This is a genomic window from Mesorhizobium sp. C120A, from assembly GCF_030323105.1.
In the GTDB taxonomy this organism is placed as follows: Bacteria; Pseudomonadota; Alphaproteobacteria; order Rhizobiales; family Rhizobiaceae; genus Mesorhizobium.
The window spans coordinates 5,432,009-5,449,568 of sequence record NZ_CP100476.1 but is presented as its reverse complement, the minus strand read 5'-3'; the positions used below and the strand labels follow the sequence as shown (position 1 = coordinate 5,449,568).

Annotated in this window: 17 protein-coding genes; 8 read left to right on the top strand and 9 right to left on the bottom strand. The window is 63.0% G+C overall.

What is annotated here, in order from left to right; translation table 11 throughout:
- Positions 1-12: 12 nt before the first annotated feature.
- The gene (locus NL532_RS26805; RefSeq protein ID WP_023692134.1) at positions 13-273 is read right to left on the bottom strand and encodes a hypothetical protein; all 261 of its coding nucleotides are present in this window, start codon (positions 271-273) and stop codon (positions 13-15) included.
- A gap of 242 nt (positions 274-515) precedes the next feature.
- On the opposite strand from NL532_RS26805, the gene NL532_RS26800 reads away from it, so the two are divergent.
- The gene (locus NL532_RS26800; protein WP_023668517.1) at positions 516-1,097 is read left to right on the top strand and encodes a TetR/AcrR family transcriptional regulator; all 582 of its coding nucleotides are present in this window, start codon (positions 516-518) and stop codon (positions 1,095-1,097) included.
- A 336-nt stretch (positions 1,098-1,433) separates the two neighbouring features.
- On the opposite strand, the gene NL532_RS26795 is transcribed toward NL532_RS26800, so the two are convergent.
- From NL532_RS26795 to NL532_RS26765, 7 genes are all read right to left on the bottom strand, one after another.
- Positions 1,434-2,456 carry a LacI family DNA-binding transcriptional regulator gene (locus tag NL532_RS26795; protein WP_023668516.1) on the bottom strand — a complete coding sequence of 341 codons (1,023 nt, stop codon included), beginning with the start codon at positions 2,454-2,456 and terminating at the stop codon, positions 1,434-1,436.
- A 136-nt stretch (positions 2,457-2,592) separates the two neighbouring features.
- The gene (locus NL532_RS26790) at positions 2,593-3,387 is read right to left on the bottom strand and encodes an ATP-binding cassette domain-containing protein (RefSeq protein ID WP_023668515.1); all 795 of its coding nucleotides are present in this window, start codon (positions 3,385-3,387) and stop codon (positions 2,593-2,595) included.
- Between the two features lie 4 nt (positions 3,388-3,391).
- Complete coding sequence (locus NL532_RS26785; RefSeq protein WP_023668514.1) at positions 3,392-4,378, bottom strand: ABC transporter permease; 987 nt, start codon at positions 4,376-4,378, stop codon at positions 3,392-3,394.
- 109 nt (positions 4,379-4,487) lie between these two features.
- Positions 4,488-5,420, bottom strand: coding sequence for a substrate-binding domain-containing protein (locus NL532_RS26780; RefSeq protein WP_023687083.1), 933 nt, complete (start codon positions 5,418-5,420; stop codon positions 4,488-4,490).
- 296 nt (positions 5,421-5,716) lie between these two features.
- Positions 5,717-6,745: an ABC transporter permease gene (locus NL532_RS26775; RefSeq protein WP_196813808.1), complete on the bottom strand. Its 1,029-nt coding sequence runs from the start codon at positions 6,743-6,745 to the stop codon at positions 5,717-5,719.
- Complete coding sequence (locus tag NL532_RS26770; RefSeq protein WP_050590912.1) at positions 6,742-8,286, bottom strand: sugar ABC transporter ATP-binding protein; 1,545 nt, start codon at positions 8,284-8,286, stop codon at positions 6,742-6,744. Before NL532_RS26770 ends, NL532_RS26775 begins: the two co-directional genes overlap by 4 nt.
- A gap of 137 nt (positions 8,287-8,423) precedes the next feature.
- Entirely contained in the window at positions 8,424-9,581 is a 1,158-nt protein-coding gene (locus NL532_RS26765; RefSeq protein WP_023828023.1) for a fumarylacetoacetate hydrolase family protein, read from the bottom strand.
- 176 nt (positions 9,582-9,757) lie between these two features.
- Here NL532_RS26765 and NL532_RS26760 point away from each other — a divergent pair, with 176 nt between their 5' ends.
- From NL532_RS26760 to NL532_RS26735, 6 genes are all read left to right on the top strand, one after another.
- Entirely contained in the window at positions 9,758-11,035 is a 1,278-nt protein-coding gene (locus tag NL532_RS26760) for an NAD(P)/FAD-dependent oxidoreductase (protein ID WP_023828024.1), read from the top strand.
- A gap of 96 nt (positions 11,036-11,131) precedes the next feature.
- Positions 11,132-12,013 (top strand): ABC transporter permease, encoded by an 882-nt coding sequence (locus NL532_RS26755; protein WP_023828025.1) that lies wholly within the window; start codon positions 11,132-11,134, stop codon positions 12,011-12,013.
- Positions 12,010-12,837 carry an ABC transporter permease gene (locus NL532_RS26750; protein ID WP_023709184.1) on the top strand — a complete coding sequence of 276 codons (828 nt, stop codon included), beginning with the start codon at positions 12,010-12,012 and terminating at the stop codon, positions 12,835-12,837. The genes NL532_RS26755 and NL532_RS26750 overlap by 4 nt, the downstream gene beginning before the upstream one ends.
- A 25-nt stretch (positions 12,838-12,862) precedes the next feature.
- On the top strand, positions 12,863-13,969 hold the full coding sequence (locus NL532_RS26745; protein ID WP_023668506.1) for an ABC transporter substrate-binding protein: 1,107 nt from the start codon (positions 12,863-12,865) through the stop codon (positions 13,967-13,969).
- 213 nt (positions 13,970-14,182) lie between these two features.
- Entirely contained in the window at positions 14,183-14,791 is a 609-nt protein-coding gene (locus NL532_RS26740; RefSeq protein ID WP_023687089.1) for a helix-turn-helix domain-containing protein, read from the top strand.
- Positions 14,781-15,866, top strand: a complete 1,086-nt coding sequence (locus NL532_RS26735; protein WP_023687090.1) for an ABC transporter ATP-binding protein — start codon at positions 14,781-14,783, stop codon at positions 15,864-15,866. Before NL532_RS26740 ends, NL532_RS26735 begins: the two co-directional genes overlap by 11 nt.
- Positions 15,867-16,306: 440 nt before the next feature.
- Here the strand turns inward: NL532_RS26735 and NL532_RS26730 are convergent, their stop codons facing one another.
- Positions 16,307-17,011, bottom strand: coding sequence for an SOS response-associated peptidase (locus NL532_RS26730; RefSeq protein WP_023684394.1), 705 nt, complete (start codon positions 17,009-17,011; stop codon positions 16,307-16,309).
- 186 nt (positions 17,012-17,197) lie between these two features.
- Between NL532_RS26730 and NL532_RS26725 the strand changes: the two genes are divergently transcribed.
- Positions 17,198-17,551, top strand: coding sequence for a nuclear transport factor 2 family protein (locus NL532_RS26725; RefSeq protein ID WP_023684393.1), 354 nt, complete (start codon positions 17,198-17,200; stop codon positions 17,549-17,551).
- Positions 17,552-17,560 lie beyond the last annotated feature (9 nt).

The following is a 17,560-nucleotide window of genomic DNA, read 5'->3' as shown; positions in this document are numbered from 1 at the left end:
GGATGAAAAAGTTTACCACGACACGCAAACCTCTTTAGAAGAACCGGCCTCTTTAAAAGAATTGGCAGACCGGGACAGCCGCCGGCCGCGCACCGAACCCGGGTCTTGCAAAAAATACGAAGACGGCGCCGCACCGCTGAGGCCCTGCTCATCGGCAACGGTCCTCAGCATCGCTTCGAAGGCGCGCGGATTGACGCGGTCCGCTTTCATCACCAGCCGGATCATCGGATCCCGGATGGCTTCATCGATGGTCAAATCCTTGCGCTGCGACATTGGAGCGTCTCCATTCCAGCGATTCGCATCGGACGATCGCGAACCGGTTTTCATCTCTTCACCGGCCGGAGCCGCATGACCTGCAATTTTCACCCTTTGTGATCTGGCAGGACCAGTTCACGGCCTTGTTATTGACGGAAGGCCACATAGGTGTTACTAGTAAGTAACATTCGGATAGTTACAGACCGGTAACACCCTAGTCAAGAGGTGAACCGAATTTTTAGGGAGACAAGGAGACTGCGATGGCAGACGGCATTACCGATCGCGTGCGCCCCCGGGACCGAATCCTGGAGACGGCGCAGGACATGTTTCACAAGCATGGCATCAAGGGCGTCGGTGTCGACGCAATCACGGAAGCCGCCGGCACCAACAAGATGACGCTCTACCGTCATTTTGAGTCGAAGGACGAACTGATCGTCCAATGCCTGCGCGCGTCGGCGGCAAAAGGCGCCGCGATGTGGGACCAATTCGAGGCTGAGCATCCCGGCGACAAGCTCGCCCAGTTGCATGCCTGGATTCGCATGGCCGCTGCTTGCCTGGCGGCTGACGGTCGCGGCTGCGACATGGCCAATGCCGCCGCCGAATTGACCGAGCCGGACCATCCCGCCAGGAGCGTGATCAAGGAGCTCAAGAGCGCTCAGCGCGATCGCCTCGTTGCGCTGTGCCGGGATGCGGGCATCGGTCAGGCCGAGCTTCTGGCCGATACGCTGTCGCTGCTGTTCGAAGGGGCGCGCGTCAGCGTGCAGACCATGGGCTGCCAGGGCCCCAGCACGCAGTTCGTGCGCATGGCTGAAGGCCTGATCAGCTCTTTCAGGGCGCGCTGAATTCCAGCTTTCGGAGTTGAGGAGTCCCCATCATCCGGCGGGGCTTTTGGCTATTCTCCGAACTTGCCCGTCAACTCTAATTTAGATTCGTTTGAGAATGAAAAAAGCCCGCTGCCGGGAGGAGGTGGCAGCGGGCTCGATTTCGAACGAGATGCGGGAGGAGGTGCACCGCGCTCAGCGTCGGCATCGCATCTGGGAGGAGTAGATGGCCGACACCCAGATGAGTACGGGTTGCCCAATGATTCGGCAACAATGAAAGTTGCATGGCTGCTGTGCAGATTTGCGGCATCTACCCCGACTTGTCGTACAAATCGGAGAAACCGCCACGGCGCGACTTCACTGCACCGGCACGTTTTCCTTGAAGATCAGCCGTGGCTCGATGAACTTCTTCGTCAGGTAGGGCGCGGCGGACGCGATCGAGCCGAGCAGGCGGATCACAGATTGCTCCGCGATCAGCCGCGCATTCTGGTCGATGACGACATCGGCGAGGTCGTCGACGAGATAGCCGCGCGTTTCCTTGGTCAGGTCGTGGCAGATGAAGACCGGCTTCTTCTTTGGCTTGGCCTCGAGCAGCGCTCTCGCCACACCTGAGCGCCCGGCCCCGACGCAATAGATGCCGAGCAGTTCCGGCTCGTTGTGCAGCGCCTGCATCGTTGCTGTGTAGCTGCCTTCGGGTTCGTCATTGATCTCGACCGCACTCGAGACCGTGAGATTGGGGAATTCCTCTGTCAGCACCGACCGAAAACCCATTTCGCGCTCCTCGTGCCCGCGATAGGAACGCGAGCCGACGACCATCGCCAGATGACCCTGGCGGCCGTTGAGGAAGCGCCCCATCAACAGCGCCGCCGTGCGTCCGGCAACCCGGTTGTCGATGCCGACATAGGCCGAACGCGGGGCGGCTGGAACGTCGGAGACCAGCGTGACAAGGCGGATGCCTGCCTCGACCACATCGCGCAATATGTTGCGCGTTCGCGGATGATCGACGGCAATGACGCCGACGCCATTGGCCTTCAGCGACAGATTTTCAACCGCCGCCTGCAGCGCTGCCGGCGAGATGCCGCCGAGATTGTGGATCCGGCACGAGGCGACCAGCGGCAGGCGTCCCGCATAGTCCTCGATGTGCCCGGCGAGGTCGATCATGAAACCGTTGGCGCCGATCGGCAGGAAGAATTCAAGATGCGCCGGCCGCGACGGCAGCGTCACCTGATCGACCACCGGCAAATAGCCGAGCTGCTTGGCCGCCTCCATCACCCGTTGGCGGTTGGCGGCGCTCGCGCCGGCTCGGTTGTTCAGAACCCGGTCGACGGTCGCGGTCGACAGGCCGCAGCTCCTGGCTATGTCGGCAACGGTGGCTTTCATGGCTGTAGTCATAGAGCATGATCCCGAAAAGTGGGAACCGGTTTTCTCGGACAAACGGGAACCGTTTTGTCAAAAGGTCATGCTCTACAACGAGTTAGAGCGGATGCGTTTCCGTGCCAGACGGCGCGAAGACGGTTCAGCCGTGCGATGGCCCGCCTTCGATGATGGCGTCGCGGATCTCCTTGTCCGACATCCCGGTGATGATGCGTTCGACCTCGGCCACGCTGGTCTTCTTCGGGTCGATGTCGTCGGCCACCACCTTGCCCCGGCGCATGACGACGATGCGGTCAACCACCTGGAAGACATGGTGGATGTTGTGGGCGATGAAGATGCAGGAATGCCCGGAATCGCGCGCGTTGCGCACGAAGCTCAGCACGCCTTGCGTCTCGGCGACGCCGAGATTGTTGGTCGGCTCGTCGAGGATGATCAGGTCGCTGTCGAAGTGCATGGCGCGCGCGATGGCGACGGCCTGCCGCTCGCCGCCGGACAGGGAGCCGATCGGCGTCGTCGGCGGGATGTTCTTGGAGATGCCGACCTGTTTCAACAGGTCGCGGGCGACATTGTTCATCGCCTCCTGGTCCATGCGGTTCAAAAAGCGCGGCGGTTTGATCGGCTCGCGGCCGAGGAACAGGTTGCGCGCGATCGACAGCTGCGTCACCAGTGCCGAATCCTGGTAGATCGTCTCGATGCCGTGCGCGATGGCGTCGCTGGTGCTGCGCAGATTGACCTTCTTGCCGCGGATGAAAATGTCGCCGCTGGTCAGCGGCACCGCCCCCGACAACACCTTGATCAGCGTCGATTTGCCGGCGCCATTGTCGCCGAGCAGGCCGACGATCTCCCTTTCGTTGACATGAAAATTGGCGTCTTCGAGCGCCTGCACGCGCCCGTAGGACTTTTTGATGTTGGACATGCGGATGAGCGGTTCAGCCATGGTTCTAGGTCCCTGCCTGATGCCGGCGTTCCAGCCATGAGTGCAGCGCCATCATGCCGAGGATGATGGCGCCGATGAAGATGTTGTAGGCCAGCCCGGGCACGCCGATCAGCACGATGCCGTTCCGCATGACGCGCAGGATGAGGATGCCGAGCACGGTGCCGATGATGGTGCCGCGCCCACCGGTCAGCGCCGTGCCGCCGATCACCACCATGGCGATGACTTCGAGCTCGTAGCCGGTGCCGCTGTTGGGGTTGGCGGCCGACGTGCGCAGCGACGAGATGACGCCGGCAAGCGAAGCCATCACCGACGACAGCACGAACAGGCCGATCTTGACGCCGCTGACGTTGACGCCGCGCGCCCTTGCGGCGCCTGGATTGCCGCCGGCTGCCTGGATCCAGTTGCCGGTCCGGCTTTGCGTCAGCACGTAGCCCAGTGCGATGGCCGCCGCGATGAACCAGAAGAGCGACATGTAGATGCGGAACGGGCCGATGAAGAAATCACCGACCAGCGCTTCGGCCAGCCAGCTGCCCTCGGCGCTCCACGTCCGCTGCGGAAAGCCGTCGGTGACGAACAGCGCGGTGCCGCGCACCACCAGCAGCATGCCGAGCGTCACCAGGAAGGATGGGATTTTCAACTGCGTGACGAACCAGCCATTGACCAGGCCGATGAAGGCGGCGATCAGCAGCGCGGCGAGGAAGCCGACCTCCAGCGAGGTCAGACCGCTGTTGAACAGCGTCCACATCAGCACCGGCGAAAAGCCGAACAGCGAGCCGACCGACAGGTCGAATTCACCCGATGTCATCAACAGCGTCATCGCCAGCGCGATCAGCCCGAGCTCGACGGTGAAGGCCAGCGTGTTGGAGATGTTCTGCGGCGACAGGAAATCGTGGTTGATGCTCCAGAACACCGCGATTTCGACGATGAGCAGAACGAAGGGCCCGAATTCCGGCCTCGCGATCAGGCGTTGGATGAGCGAACGGTTTTCCACTGATAACCCGCGACAGGAAGGGGAAGGCTGAGCCCAGCGCGCAACGCGAAGGGCTCGGCGAAAAGACAGTCGCGACCGCGGCTGCGGCCGCGACTGTTGAAGGTCTGGGTTATTTGCCCGACAGGATGTCGTCGTAGACCTGCGCGGTGTCCTTTTCATAGAGCGCGCCGGTGATGACGTTGAAGCCCGGAGGAATGCCTGACGCCGCCATGTTGGCCAGCGACAGCGCGACGTAGCTGGTCGCCTGCGGGTCCTGCCACTGGCCGGCATTGACGTAGCCGGTCAGCACTTCCTGGGTGGTGTCGAGCGAGTTGCCCCAGCCGACGACCGGGATTTCGCCCGGCTTGATGCCGGCCTGGTCGAACACCCGCTTGATCGAGCCGGTGACCAGATCGCCGAGGCCGATGATTGCCTTGACCTTGGCCTTGTTGGCGGTGAGATAGTCGACCATGCGGTTGATGGCTTCGGCCTGGTCGAGGGTCGCTTCGGTGATCTCATAGGTGATCCCCAGCGGTTCGAAGACGCTCTTGATGCCTTCCTCTTCCTGGACGCCGTAGGTGGCGCCGGGGATTTCGACCGGCATCCAGACGAAGTCGCCCTTCTTCACCAGGCCCTTGTCGACCAGATATTGCGCCCAGTGCTTGCCGAAGGTGACGTTGTCGCCGCCGACATAGGCGTCGAAGCTTGCCTTGGGATCGGGCGTGTTGAAGTTGATGATCGGGATCTTGGCGGTGTTGGCTTCCTTGGCGATTTCGATCAGGCTGCCCGGATCGGGGCTGGTGGTAACGATGCCGTCGGCCTTTGCCGAGATCGCGGCGCGCACGGCCTCCTGCTGCGAGGCAACGTCGCCATTGTGGAACGAGGTGTTGACGGTGTTGCCGGTGTCCTTCGCCCATTGCTTGGCGCCGGCCAGGAAGTAGGTCCAGACCGGGTCGGCCGGGCCGCCATGCGAAATCCAGTAGAACGTCTTGGCCTGTGCCGCCGCCGGAACGGCCAGCGCCACAATCAAGCCAAGCACGAGTAATCGTAGCCTCGTCAGCATTTGCTTTCCTCCCATGTTGAAAAACGACCTCCACGTCCGGCGATGATCCGGGCCATGCCCTTGTTCCTCTCCTCCTGCCAGCGCCGACCCGGATGCGCAGAGCATCTTCTTTTGCGGCCGATGGCAAGCCTCCATCCGCCCAATGGATGGTGGCGCGATGCAACGCGCCATCATCGATCCCATCAGATCGCATCAGTTAGAGGGCAATTCCAGGAAAAGTGTGAAACGGTTTTCCGTCCGGAATTGCGTCAACCAAGAGATAGAGATATTTCCCGGCAAGCAGGCGGGGCTTAAACTCAGGCGCGCGGATTTTCCTGAAAGCGCTCGGCCTGGCGGTTGCGCAGCACCTTGGCCAGCCGGTCGAGCGCGAGCGCCAGCACCATCACCGCGCCGATCACGAACGGGCTCCATGCGGCGTCGATGCCGAACAGGGTAACGCCGCTCAAGATGACCTGGACGATCAGCATGCCGATCACCGCACCGAAGACGGTGCCGCGCCCGCCGGAAAGCGAGGTGCCGCCGATGATCGCCGCGGCAATCGCCATCAGCACGAAACCGCCGCCTTGGTCGACGTCGGTAACGGGAGAGCCAAGCCACAGCGCGCCCGCCAGCCCCGAGATGACGCCCATCAGCACCAGCGTCTGCAGCCGCACAGCACCTGTCGGGATGCCGGCATAGAGCGCCGCCTGCGGATTGCTGCCGACGGCTTGGATCCGGTAGCCGAAGCGGCTGCGGTGAAGCACGAGGTGCATCACCACCGCCATTGTGACGAAGACAAAGACAGCCGTCGGCACAAGGCCGAACAGCTTGCCGTGAACGATCTCAAAGAAGTCGCCGCCTGGGCTGGCCGGAGCTGTCGCTTGCATCTTGACGGCCACCGCCGCCAGGCCCCGGAACATTGCAAAGGTGCCCAGCGTAACGACGATGGCCGGCAGTCGCAGCGCCACCACCAGCAGGCCGTTGACGAGGCCGAGCCCGGCGCCGAGCAGCACGCCGGCAAGGGCGGCAAGCCACGGGTCGATGCCGGCGGCCAGAAGGAATGCGGTGAGAAGGGCCGCGAGATGGAATATCCAGCCGACGGAAAGGTCGATCTCGCGGAGTGCGAGCACGAACACCATGCCGATCGCCAGCATGCCGGGATACGCAGCGGTTTCCAGCAACGACAGCACATTGGCCTCATCGAGGAAATCCGGCCGGGCAAAGCCTGTAATCGCCACCAGGACAACGAGCCCGATGAGCGGCCTGAGTTCGACGGGCAGGCGAAGGTTGCGCTTCGGGTGGGCAGCCGAACCGGCAAGCTGTAGCATGGGATCCAATCGTGTCATGCCATGGCTCCCACGAGCTTCTTTTTCGGCCGCTCCGCCTCCGGCATCTCGCCGGTGGTGGTCAGTTGCAGCACTGTCCTTCGCTTCATCTCGGGGCCGGACAGCTCGCCGGCGACCCGGCCGCGGTGGAAGACAAGGACGCGGTTGCTGAGGTTGGTCAGTTCGGACGGCTCGACCGAACGCAGCAAAACGATACAGCCATTGGCCGCCATCTGCCGGATCAGCGCATAGATCTTGCGCTTGGCAGCCGCCTCGATACCGCCAGCCGGATTGTCTAGGAGCAGCACTTGCGGCGCCGTCTCCAGCCATTTGGCGATTACGATCTTCTGCTGATCGCCGGCCAGCAGCGAATTCACCGGCGCGTCCGGCAGGCCCTTGATGCGCAGCGCATCGATCTGCCTTGCGGCGGCGGCGATCGCCGCCTTGGGCGAGTAGCGGCGCGACCCCCAGTTGCGGGCGCCGGTAGCGATGTTGCCTATGTTGAAGGCCAGCGACCTGTCGGGCATCAGGCCGTTGCACAGGCGGTTGGCCGGCACCAGGCCGATGCCGCGCCGCGCCGCTTCGGTCGGATTTCCAGGCAAGCCGTAGCCGTCGGGGAGCCGCACCCTGCCGCTTTGCGCCTTGCGCAGGCCAAACAGCATCTCGAACAGGTGTTCAACGCCTGACCCCTCAAGCCCGGCCAAGCCGAGGATCTCGCCGGAGCGGGCGGTGAAGCTGACGCCGGAAATCCGGCCGCCGCTCAGACCCTCCACCGTGATCCGCGGCCTTATCGTGCTGGCATTGGCCGGCAGTGCAGGCGGGAACAGGCTGCCGCGCTGCTGGCCGATCATGGCGTCGATCACATCGGCTTCGCTCAACGCCGAGCGCCCACTTGTCAGCACGTCACGGCCGTTGCGCATCACGGTGACCTGGTCTGCGATCGCAAACACATCCTCCAGCCGGTGCGAGACATAGAGCACGCTCGTGCCCTTGGCCTTGAGGTCTCTTAGTACGGTGAACAGGTGCTCGGTCTGGCGCCGGTCGAGCGCAGAATTCGGTTCATCGAGGATCAGCAGCCTCGGGCCGTCCAGAATTGCGCGGCCGAGTTCGACATATTGCCGTTCGCCCATGCCGAGTTGTCCCACAGGAGCGTGGACATCGACGTCGAGCTTGAGTTGCCGAAGCAAGGTGCGGCTGCGTGCCTCCATCTCGCGCCTGGAGACGAAGCCATTGCGCAACGGCTCGCGATTGACGAACAGATTGGCCAGCACCGAGCGGTCGGCAAACAGGCTGAGCCCCTGGTGGACGACGCCGAAGCTGTGCTTGCGTGCAGCGATCGGGCTGTCGACGGTGACCATCTGGTCGCCGACGCGGATGGTGCCGCTGTTGGGCCGGAGCACGCCGGCAAGCACCTTCACCAGCGTCGACTTGCCGGCGCCGCTTTCACCGACGACAGCATGGATCGTCCCCTGTCCGACAGACAGGTTCATATCCCTGAGCGCGACAACGCCGCCATAACGCATGGCGAGATTGCGCACCGATATCATCGGCAAACCGAGCATGCGATTCGGCCCCCACAGACCGCGCCCCGATCCTGGAGCGAATTTCCGATACAGTCACCCGGATTCCGCTAACAAACGGCTTACAGGGACCGGATACGAACGTTTATCGGCTATCCGTTCGTCCCGCTGCTCCGAAATCAGATCAGGTCGGCCTTGGCGAGGTCCCGCATGAGATGGCTGGCGCCGTAGGTCCAGTGCGGGCAATCGGGCGACAGAAGCACGCGGTTCACCAGCGCGCCGAATTTCTCCGACGAGATGGTGACGATGTCGCCGATCTTGTGGGTGAATCCCTTGCCCTTCTCGCCGCGATCCTTCGACGGCACGAACATGGTGCCGAGATAAAGCGCCAAGCCGTCGGGATACTGGTGGTGCGGCCCCATGGCGGCCGCGACCAGCTCTTCGGGCGAACGGCTGATCTCGGCCATCGAGCTCGCGCCCTCCAGCGAAAACCCGTCCTCGCCCTCGACCTGCAGCCGCACCGTGGCGCGCTTGACATCGTCGATGGAAAAGCTTGCGTCGAACAACCGGATGAAGGGCCCAAGCGAGGCCGAGGCATTGTTGTCCTTGGCCTTGCCGAGCAGCAGCGCCGAGCGTCCCTCGACGTCGCGCAGATTGACGTCGTTGCCGATGGTCGCGCCGACGATCTTGCCGGTGCTGGCGGCGATCATGGCGATCTCCGGCTCGGGGTTGTTCCAGGTGGAGACAGGATGCAGCCCGACATCGGCGCCGAAGCCGACGGACGCCATCGGCTGGCATTTGGTGAAGATCTCGGCGTCGGGGCCGATGCCGACTTCCAGATATTGCGACCAGGCGCCGCGCTGGATGAGCTTGGCCTTGATCTCCATCGCTTCGGGCGAGCCGGGCTTCAGCTTCGACAGATCGTGGCCGATCAGCCCGGCAATGTCGGCGCGGATGGCGTCGGCCTTTTCCGCCGAACCGCGCGCCTGCTCCTCGATGACGCGTTCCAGTAGGCTGACCACGAAGGTCACGCCCGACGCCTTCACCGCCTGCAGGTCGACAGGCGAGAGCAGATAGGGTTTTGCCGGATCGCGGGTGGCCTGAAAACTGTTGGCGGCGATCGCGTCGAGCGAGCCGATCGGTTCGCCCTTGGCAGAGCGCACGTGTCCGGCCGGATCGGCCATCTCGCAGATGTCGCGCACTGTGGGTGCGGTGGTCGAGGTGACGTCGAAAACGATCCCGTCGCGCACGGTGACCACCAGAGGATGCGAGGCATCGCTTGCCCTGGCTCGGCCGATGAAGAACCCGTCGGCGGGAAGCTGCGTTGGGTTCGTCATGGCTTACGGTCCTTTGATGATCGAGATGGCAGCTGGGCCGCGGCACTTTCACCGGATTCACGCCAAAGGTCTATCCCGTGGCGCAGGCAATTGTCGGTTCTGACATGAGGCCCGCTCTTTCAAAAAAATGAAACTAGCACTAGAATTTTCATTTTCCGCATACTCCAGGTGAAGCCTTGCCCACACCGTTTTCCGTTCCGATCTGGCAGAAGCCGCAGACCGCATCCGCCTTCCAGTTGCTCGTCACTGCGCCGGTCGACGTTGCCATCGTCGGCGGCGGCTTCATGGGCCTGTCGACCGCCTTGCACGCAGCCCGGCTCGGTCTCGGTGTACAGGTGCTGGAGGCCGGCGAGATCGGCCAGGGCGCCTCGGGCCTCAATGGCGGCCAGGTCATTCCCGGCCTGAAATATGATCCCGAATGGCTGCTCGAGCACTTCGGCCCCGAGCGTGGCCGGGCGCTGGTCGATTTCGCCGCCTCGGCGGCGGATACGGTGTTCGATCTCATCCGCGACGAAAAGCTGGCGGTGCCGTTCACGCGCAAGGGCTGGATCCAGGCCGCGCATACCGAAACCGCATTGAAAGCGGCGGCGAACAGGGATCTTCAATGGCGGGCGCGTGGCGCCGATGTCCGGCTTCTGAATGAAAGCGAGATCGCCGATATGACCGGCGCGCAAGGCTATCTCGGCGGCTGGCTCGACCGCCGCGCCGGCGTCATCGATCCGCTCGCCTATACAGTGGAACTGGCGCGCATCGCTGCCGCCGCCGGCGCCAGCATTGCCGAGCGGCAGAAGGTGGTGAAACTCCGCAAGGAGGGCGGCCTTTGGGGTGTTTCAACCGAAAACGGCGCCGAGGTGCGGGCGAAAGCGGTTGTCCTGGCGACGAACGCTTATACCGATGGACTGCTTCCGGGCCTCGCCGAAACGATCGTGCCGCTGCATTCCTTCCAGGTCGCGACCGCGCCGCTGTCGTCCAACCTTGCGGCGACGATCCTGCCGGAAGGGCAGGCGGTGTCCGACTCCAGGCGCATTCTCGTCTACTACCGCAAAACAGCCGACGGCCATCTGGTGCTTGGCGGCCGCGGCCGCATGGCGCGGCCGAGGAGCGAGGCCGACTGGGCGCATCTGCAGCGCGCGCTGGTGCGGCTCTATCCGGCCTTGGCCCATATCTCGATCGAGAAACGCTGGTTCGGTCGTGTGGCGATGACGCCGGATCACCTGCCGCACATCCATGAGCCGGAAAAGGGCCTGCTCGCCGTAGTTGGTTGCCAGGGCAGGGGCGTCGGCCTGATGACCGCGCTGGGAAAACGCATGGCGGGCTACCTCGCGGGCTGCGATGTCAATCAATTGCCGTTCCCGCTGTCGCCGGTCCGGCCGATTCCGTTCCACGCCTTCCGCCAGGTCGGCGTCGCCGCGACCATCGCCTGGTACCGGATGCTCGACGCCTTCGAGCGCTGATTGGGCGCCGGTCGCCTAGGCCTCGTGGATTCAGCTTGACAGTTTCACAAATATGAAAAAAGCTAAGCCGATTTCATATTTCCGTTGAGCAGTCCGATGTCGAGCATCGTTGCAACAGAAGCGCCGGCAGGGTCGTCCCGAGGCTTCCGCTTCGCCATGTTGCTGCCGGGCGGGCTGGTCACCTTGTTCCTGATCCTGTTTGCCCTTGGCCTTGTGCTCTTCCTCTCACTTCGCGGTAATGACGGTTCGCTGCTCGGCGCCGGCTTCACCGCAGGCAACTTCATCACCGTGGTCTCCGATCCGCTCTACTGGACGGTGACGCTGCGCTCGCTGGTGATCGCTGGCCTGGTGACGCTGGCAACCGTCGTCACCGCCTATCCCGTCGCCTACTATCTCGCCTTCTATGCCGGCCGCCGCCGCAGCCTGCTTTTGTTCCTGGTGACGCTGCCGTTCTGGACCAGCTATCTCCTGCGCGTCTTCGCCTGGAAGATCGTGCTGGCCTACAATGGCGTGTTGAACTCGGCGCTGATCGAAAGCGGCATCTGGTCGGAGCCGACGCTGGCCTTCCTCAACACGCCGGCGGCGGTGGTCGTCACGCTGGCGCATGCCTATGCGCCCTTCGCCATCCTGCCGATCTATGTGGCGCTGGACACCATCCCGAAATCACTGCTCGAAGCCGCCTCCGATCTCGGCGCCAGACCGTACACGGCGTTTCGCCGCGTCGTCTTGCCCAATTCGATGCCGGGCGTTCTGGCGGCCGCCCTCGTCGTCTTTGTGCCGACGGTCGGCGACTATGTCACCCCGGCCATGGTCGGCGGTCCCGCCAGCACCATGATCGGCACATTGATCCAGTCGCAGTTCGGCAAGGCCAATGACTGGCCGTTCGGGGCGGCACTTTCAGTCTGCGTGATGCTGGTCATCCTCTGCGTGGTGCTGGTCGCACGCGGCGCCGACCGCAAATTCGGCAGCCGCACATGAGCGCGGCGCGGAGAGATGATGGCCGCGGCTGGCTCGGCGTCTATGTGCTTGCCTATCTCGTCTTCCTCTATCTGCCGGTGCTGTTGATCCCGCTGTTTTCCTTCAACAACTCCATCCAGGCCGCGTTTCCGCTGCAGGGCTTCACGCTCGAATGGTATGCCACGCTCTATGGCAATCCGGCGCTGTCCGGCGCGCTTTTGAACAGTCTCGTCATTGGCGTCGTGGCCGCCGCCGGCGCCACGCTCTGCGGCATCACCGTCTCCTATATGGACCTCTACGGTCGTTCGCCGCTCGCCGCCACCATCAGCGCCATCTCCAGGCTGCCGATCCTGATCCCCGGCGTCATCGTCGGCATATCGTTGCTGATCCTCGTCAATCTCATCGGCCTCGGCCCGTCGCGCATCGCCATCGTTCTCGGCCACATACTGGTGGCGCTGCCGACCACCGTGGTGATCATGCGCAGCCGGTTTGCCGCAATTCCGAAAACCATTCGCGAGGCCGCACTCGATCTCGGCGCTTCCGACTGGACGACCTTCCGGCGGGTGATGTTGCCGCTCTCGCTGCCGGCCATCGTCTCGGCCTTCATGCTGGCCTTTCTGATTTCCTTCGACGAGTTCATCGTCGTCTTCTTCCTCGCCGGCACCGAGCCGACGCTGCCGCTCTACATCTGGAGCCAACTGCGTTTTCCTCGCTCGCTGCCGACCGTGATGGCGCTGGGGACAGCTATCCTTGCTGTGTCCGTCATCATCGCCGGCATCGCCGAAATCCTGCGCCATCGCGGGCTGAGCACAGCCCGTCGGACGGCGCCCACCAGTCCAGCCTGAACCATAACAAAAGAGGAGAACCGAAATGGCATTCGACCCGAAATCAATTACTGGGCTGAAATCGATCACTGGCCCGAAATCGATCACTGCAAAGACAGCCCGCACCGGGCTTGCCGCGCTTGCAATCGTCCTGTCGTCGACTGTCGCCTTCGCCGCCGACAAGCTGCAATATTTCACCTGGTCCGGCTATGAACTGCCAGACTTCAACAAGAGCTTCCTGACGGCCCATCCCGATGGCGTCGAGGCCTCGATCTTCGGCGACGACGACGATGCCTTCACCAAGGTCAAGGCCGGCTTCCGCCCCGATATCGCCCATCCCTGCTACGACAAGGTGGCGCGCTGGAACAAGGAAGGCCTGCTGCAGCCGATCGATACCAAGCGCATCAAGAACTGGGATTCGATCTTCCCGGTGTTCAAGAACCTGCCCGACATCCAGGCCGGCGACGGCAAGGTCTGGATGGTGCCGTGGGACTGGGGCAACACCTCGATCCTCTACCGCACCGATCTGGTGAAGAACCCGGAAGCGAGCTGGAACCTTCTGTGGGACAAGCAATATGCCGGCCGCATGGCGACCATCGATGCCGTGCATGACACGCCGATCGTTGCAGCACTTCTGGCCGGCGTAAACCCCTTCGATATGACGCCGGAGCAGATGGACAAGGTGGCGGAAAAATTGCGCGAGCAGCGTCCGCTGCTCTCCAACTACACCACCGACATGACCTCGGTCGAACAGGCGCTGGCCAGCGGCCAGCTGGTCGCCGCCATGACCTGGAACGCGTCGGCAACCTCGCTGAAGAAGCAGGGCGTGCCGGTCGAGTTCATGAAGCCGAAGGAGGGCATGCTGACCTGGGCCTGCGGCTTCGTCATGCTCAAGGACGCCAAAAACGTCGACCTCGCCTATGACTTCATCAACAGCCGGCTCGACGCCGACTCGGGTAAGTACCTGATCCAAGCCTACGGCTATGGCAGCTCGCTGAGCACCGCCTTCGCCGGCGTGGCGAAGGACGAACTGGACAAGCTGCAATTGCCGGCCGACCCGGAGGTGATGCTGAAGACCACCATCTTCACCGGCCCGATGAAGCAGAACGACGATGTGGCGAAGATGTTCGAGAAGGTGAAGGCGGGGGGGTGAGCAGCGCAGACCTCACCTTCTCCCCTTGTGGGAGAAGGTGGATCGGCGCGATAGCGCCGAGACGGATGAGGGGTGGTCCAGGGAACGCCAACGTCTCACTCCGCTGGAACACCCCTCATCCGTCGCCTTCGGCGACACCTTCTCCCACAAGGGGAGAAGGGGGAGCTCTTCGGCGCTGCGCCGCGCCAATAGGACAGTTACAAGGACCCACGCATGGACATGCTTGACGACGCAACCGAGAAGCCCAAGGCCGACGCCGACATTCGCGTCGGCCGGCGCGTGCGGGCGCTGCGGCTGGAGCGCAATTTGTCGCTGGCCGAGCTGGCAGCAAAAGCCGGCGTCTCCATCGGTGCGCTGAGCCAGATCGAGCGCGGCCTGTCTTCGCTGCGCGTCAAGGTGATCTGGCCGCTTGCGGCCGCGCTCGACATCGAGCCTTCGGCGCTGATCACCGACGGCAACGAAGCCGCCAACGATCTCTATTGCGTGCGCGCCGACAAAAGGCGGCAGCTCCCGGTCAAGTCGGAAGGCATCGCCAAGGCGCTGCTGTCGCCGCCGGGCGCGGCGCTGACCGGCCTCTTGGTGACCGTGGAAGCCGATGGCGGCACGGCGGAAGCCTACGCGCATATCGGTCACGAGTTCGGCTATGTCCTGTCGGGCGAGGTCGAACTGGTGGTGGACTCGACAAAATACGTGCTGAAGAGCGGCGACTCCTTTGCCTTCAAGAGCACGCTTCTGCACGCCTTCCGCAATCCCGGCACCGAGCCTTGCCAGATCCTCTGGGTCAACACCACCAAGCCGTCCGAGGTTCGCGATGGCGCCTGATGCGCTGGTACGCCTGGACACGGTCTCGAAGGTTTTCCCCGGCGGCATTGTCGGGCTCGACGCCGTCGATCTCGACATTATCAGCGGCGAGTTCATCACCCTGCTCGGGCCCTCGGGCTGCGGCAAGACCACCAGCCTGCGCGTCATTGCCGGTTTCGAGAGCCCGTCGAGCGGCAAGGTGCTGCTCGATGGTCGCGACATCACCGCGCTCAGGCCGTTCGACCGTCCCGTCAACACCGTGTTCCAGGATTATGCGCTGTTCCCGCATATGAACGTCGCCGAGAATGTCGGCTTCGGCCTGTCGCTGCGCAAACTGTCCGGCGCCGAGCAGGCAAAGCGCGTCCGCGAAGCCCTCGACATGGTCGGCCTCGCCGACAAGCTCGGCGCCCGCGTTTCCGAACTGTCGGGTGGCCAGCGCCAGCGCGTCGCGCTCGCCCGAGCCATAGTCTGCGAGCCGCGCGTTCTGTTGCTCGATGAACCGCTGTCGGCGCTCGATGCGCATCTGCGCGAACAGATGCAGGTCGAACTGAAGCGGCTGCAGTCGCGGCTCGGCACCACCTTCGTCATGGTCACCCACGACCAGACCGAAGCGCTGTCGATCTCCGACCGCATCGTCGTCATGAACAAGGGCCGCATCGAACAGATCGCGCCGCCGGCTACGCTTTACGACCGGCCGGCGACGAAATTCGTCGCAAGCTTCATCGGCACCATGAACCTCTTGCAATCGCGCTTCATCGGCCGCGACGGCGACCGCCTGCGCTTCGCCGCTGGCGGGCTTTCGCTGGAAGCAACATCTGAAACCGGCGACACACCCGGCGAAGGCACTGAGCGCACCATCGGCGTTCGCCCCGAGGACTTGCTGGCCACCACCGATGCCGCCGCCGGCACCGCGCCGGCGCGCGTCAACTCCATCGTCTTCCACGGCCGCACGCTGCGGCTGCATGCTGAGCTGGGGCAGGGATTGCCGGTGGTGATCGATGCGCCGCGCCAGGCCGAGGGCTTTCAATTCAGCGTCGGCGACGTGGCGCATATCAGCCTGCGCCGTGGTGCCAACTGCCCTATGCTGCCAAGCTGATCCAACCCAATCCCTTCATCGACGGTTGGATTTAACCTGCTGTGAAGATCGCCAAGGTGGAATTAAGTGTGAATTGACTCGCAAAGGAACATATTCCTACTTTGCGGGATGCCCGAACTAAGCACCCGACCGCGCCGAAATGTGCAAACCCTCTGCTTGGCGCATGAAGTCGGGCAGCTAATTCGTGTTCGATGTCGGAACTGCAACATCACTCGACACTATCTGCCTGGCGATCTCGCAAAGCTGGTTGGTGATATCCCCTTTTGGGATGTGGAGCGGCACATGCGGTGCGAGCGCTGCAAAGGTCGTGAGCTCGATGCAGGCATCATTCTGCCAAGCGCTGCTGAACGCCTTAAAATTCGCGTCAGACGTCTTGTCGAAATCCGCATGGTTCGCCGGGTAATCTGGCGAGACGACGATTGAGGAGAGCCGATTTCGGGCTAAAACAGAGACCCTTGGGCCGGGGCCTGTGGTGGGAACTTGATCTGTGTGGCTGGCTTCTCAACGATCACCAACGCGTCGTTGGGCGCCGTCCGCTGCAAACGCCGTGCTTCCGACCATGGCGCCGTCAGCCAAGCCTCGGTTTCCTCCGGCGTGGTGAGGATCACGGGCATAGCCTTCTCATGTATCGGCGCAATGAGAGCATTAGGCTTGGTGGTCATGAAGGCGTATAGCTCGAAGTCGCCGGGACCGTCCTTGACCTTTCGCACGCCCTGCCAAGACGTCCAGAAACCAGCGAAGAAGAACAACGGCCGGCTCTCGCCACGGGCAAACCAGTAATTTCGCTGGATTCCTGTTTCCGGGTCTTTATCGTTCGCCGCAGGGCTGGGCTCGGCAAAGCTGGTCACCGGCACGACACATCTGTGCTCGACGCCCACATATTGCTGCCAGTGCGAATATTGCGGATTGCGAACGTTGGTGGTGCCGTAGTCGGCCTTACCTTTCATGCGCTCGGGCGGCGTTGGCAAACCCCAAAGCAGTTTCGCCAGTTCACGCTCCCCATCCGTCCTGTTGCGAACGACAAGCCCAGGTTGATTGGGATAGACATCAAGCGAAGGTTCGAGGTTGCCGCTGATATCGCGCAATGTGCGGGTCCATTGGCGGACCGCCTCTTGCGTCGTCGTGATGTTGTAGAGGTTGCACATGCACCCAGCATTGCGGAATTGGCTTTTGTCTGCAACCGAAGTCGCTGTCCGACGCCGCCGCAATCGTCGTCACACAGCCGCGCTATATCATCGTCCTGACACACCTTGTCAGCTGTCGTGCGGGTAAAGGTGGCGGGCCGGCAAGAGCTTCCCTACTTCAAACCAGTCTGAACAGGAGGAACACACATGACCATCGCGGATGTTGCCAAGGATTTCACTGAAATGCTCCAGCAGGGGGATCACCTGGGTGCTGGTGAAAAGTACAATGCCGATGATATCGTCAGCCTCGAAGCCATGGAGGGGCCGATGGCCATCGCCCGTGGCAAGGAGGCTCTCAGGCAAAAGGGCGAATGGTGGCAAGAGAACCACGAAGTCCATGGCGGCTCTGTCGAAGGCCCCTATGTCAACGGCGACCAGTTCGCGGTGCGCTTCAAGTTCGACATAACGCCCAAGGCCACCGGCGAACGGGTCACCATGGACGAGGTTGGCCTGTACACGGTCAAGAACGGCAAGATCACCGAAGAGCGCTTCTACTACTGAGCCCGGGTG

Bases quoted from the DNA above. Each gene is read 5' to 3' on its own strand.
- NL532_RS26805 (WP_023692134.1), bottom strand. From the start codon at position 273: ATGTCGCAGCGCAAGGATTTGACCATCGATGAAGCCATCCGGGATCCG.
- NL532_RS26800 (WP_023668517.1), top strand. From the start codon at position 516: ATGGCAGACGGCATTACCGATCGCGTGCGCCCCCGGGACCGAATCCTG.
- NL532_RS26795 (WP_023668516.1), bottom strand. From the start codon at position 2,456: ATGAAAGCCACCGTTGCCGACATAGCCAGGAGCTGCGGCCTGTCGACC.
- NL532_RS26790 (WP_023668515.1), bottom strand. From the start codon at position 3,387: ATGGCTGAACCGCTCATCCGCATGTCCAACATCAAAAAGTCCTACGGG.
- NL532_RS26780 (WP_023687083.1), bottom strand. From the start codon at position 5,420: ATGCTGACGAGGCTACGATTACTCGTGCTTGGCTTGATTGTGGCGCTG.
- NL532_RS26775 (WP_196813808.1), bottom strand. From the start codon at position 6,745: ATGACACGATTGGATCCCATGCTACAGCTTGCCGGTTCGGCTGCCCAC.
- NL532_RS26770 (WP_050590912.1), bottom strand. From the start codon at position 8,286: ATGCTCGGTTTGCCGATGATATCGGTGCGCAATCTCGCCATGCGTTAT.
- NL532_RS26765 (WP_023828023.1), bottom strand. From the start codon at position 9,581: ATGACGAACCCAACGCAGCTTCCCGCCGACGGGTTCTTCATCGGCCGA.
- NL532_RS26755 (WP_023828025.1), top strand. From the start codon at position 11,132: ATGTCGAGCATCGTTGCAACAGAAGCGCCGGCAGGGTCGTCCCGAGGC.
- NL532_RS26750 (WP_023709184.1), top strand. From the start codon at position 12,010: ATGAGCGCGGCGCGGAGAGATGATGGCCGCGGCTGGCTCGGCGTCTAT.
- NL532_RS26745 (WP_023668506.1), top strand. From the start codon at position 12,863: ATGGCATTCGACCCGAAATCAATTACTGGGCTGAAATCGATCACTGGC.
- NL532_RS26740 (WP_023687089.1), top strand. From the start codon at position 14,183: ATGGACATGCTTGACGACGCAACCGAGAAGCCCAAGGCCGACGCCGAC.
- NL532_RS26735 (WP_023687090.1), top strand. From the start codon at position 14,781: ATGGCGCCTGATGCGCTGGTACGCCTGGACACGGTCTCGAAGGTTTTC.
- NL532_RS26730 (WP_023684394.1), bottom strand. From the start codon at position 17,011: ATGTGCAACCTCTACAACATCACGACGACGCAAGAGGCGGTCCGCCAA.
- NL532_RS26725 (WP_023684393.1), top strand. From the start codon at position 17,198: ATGACCATCGCGGATGTTGCCAAGGATTTCACTGAAATGCTCCAGCAG.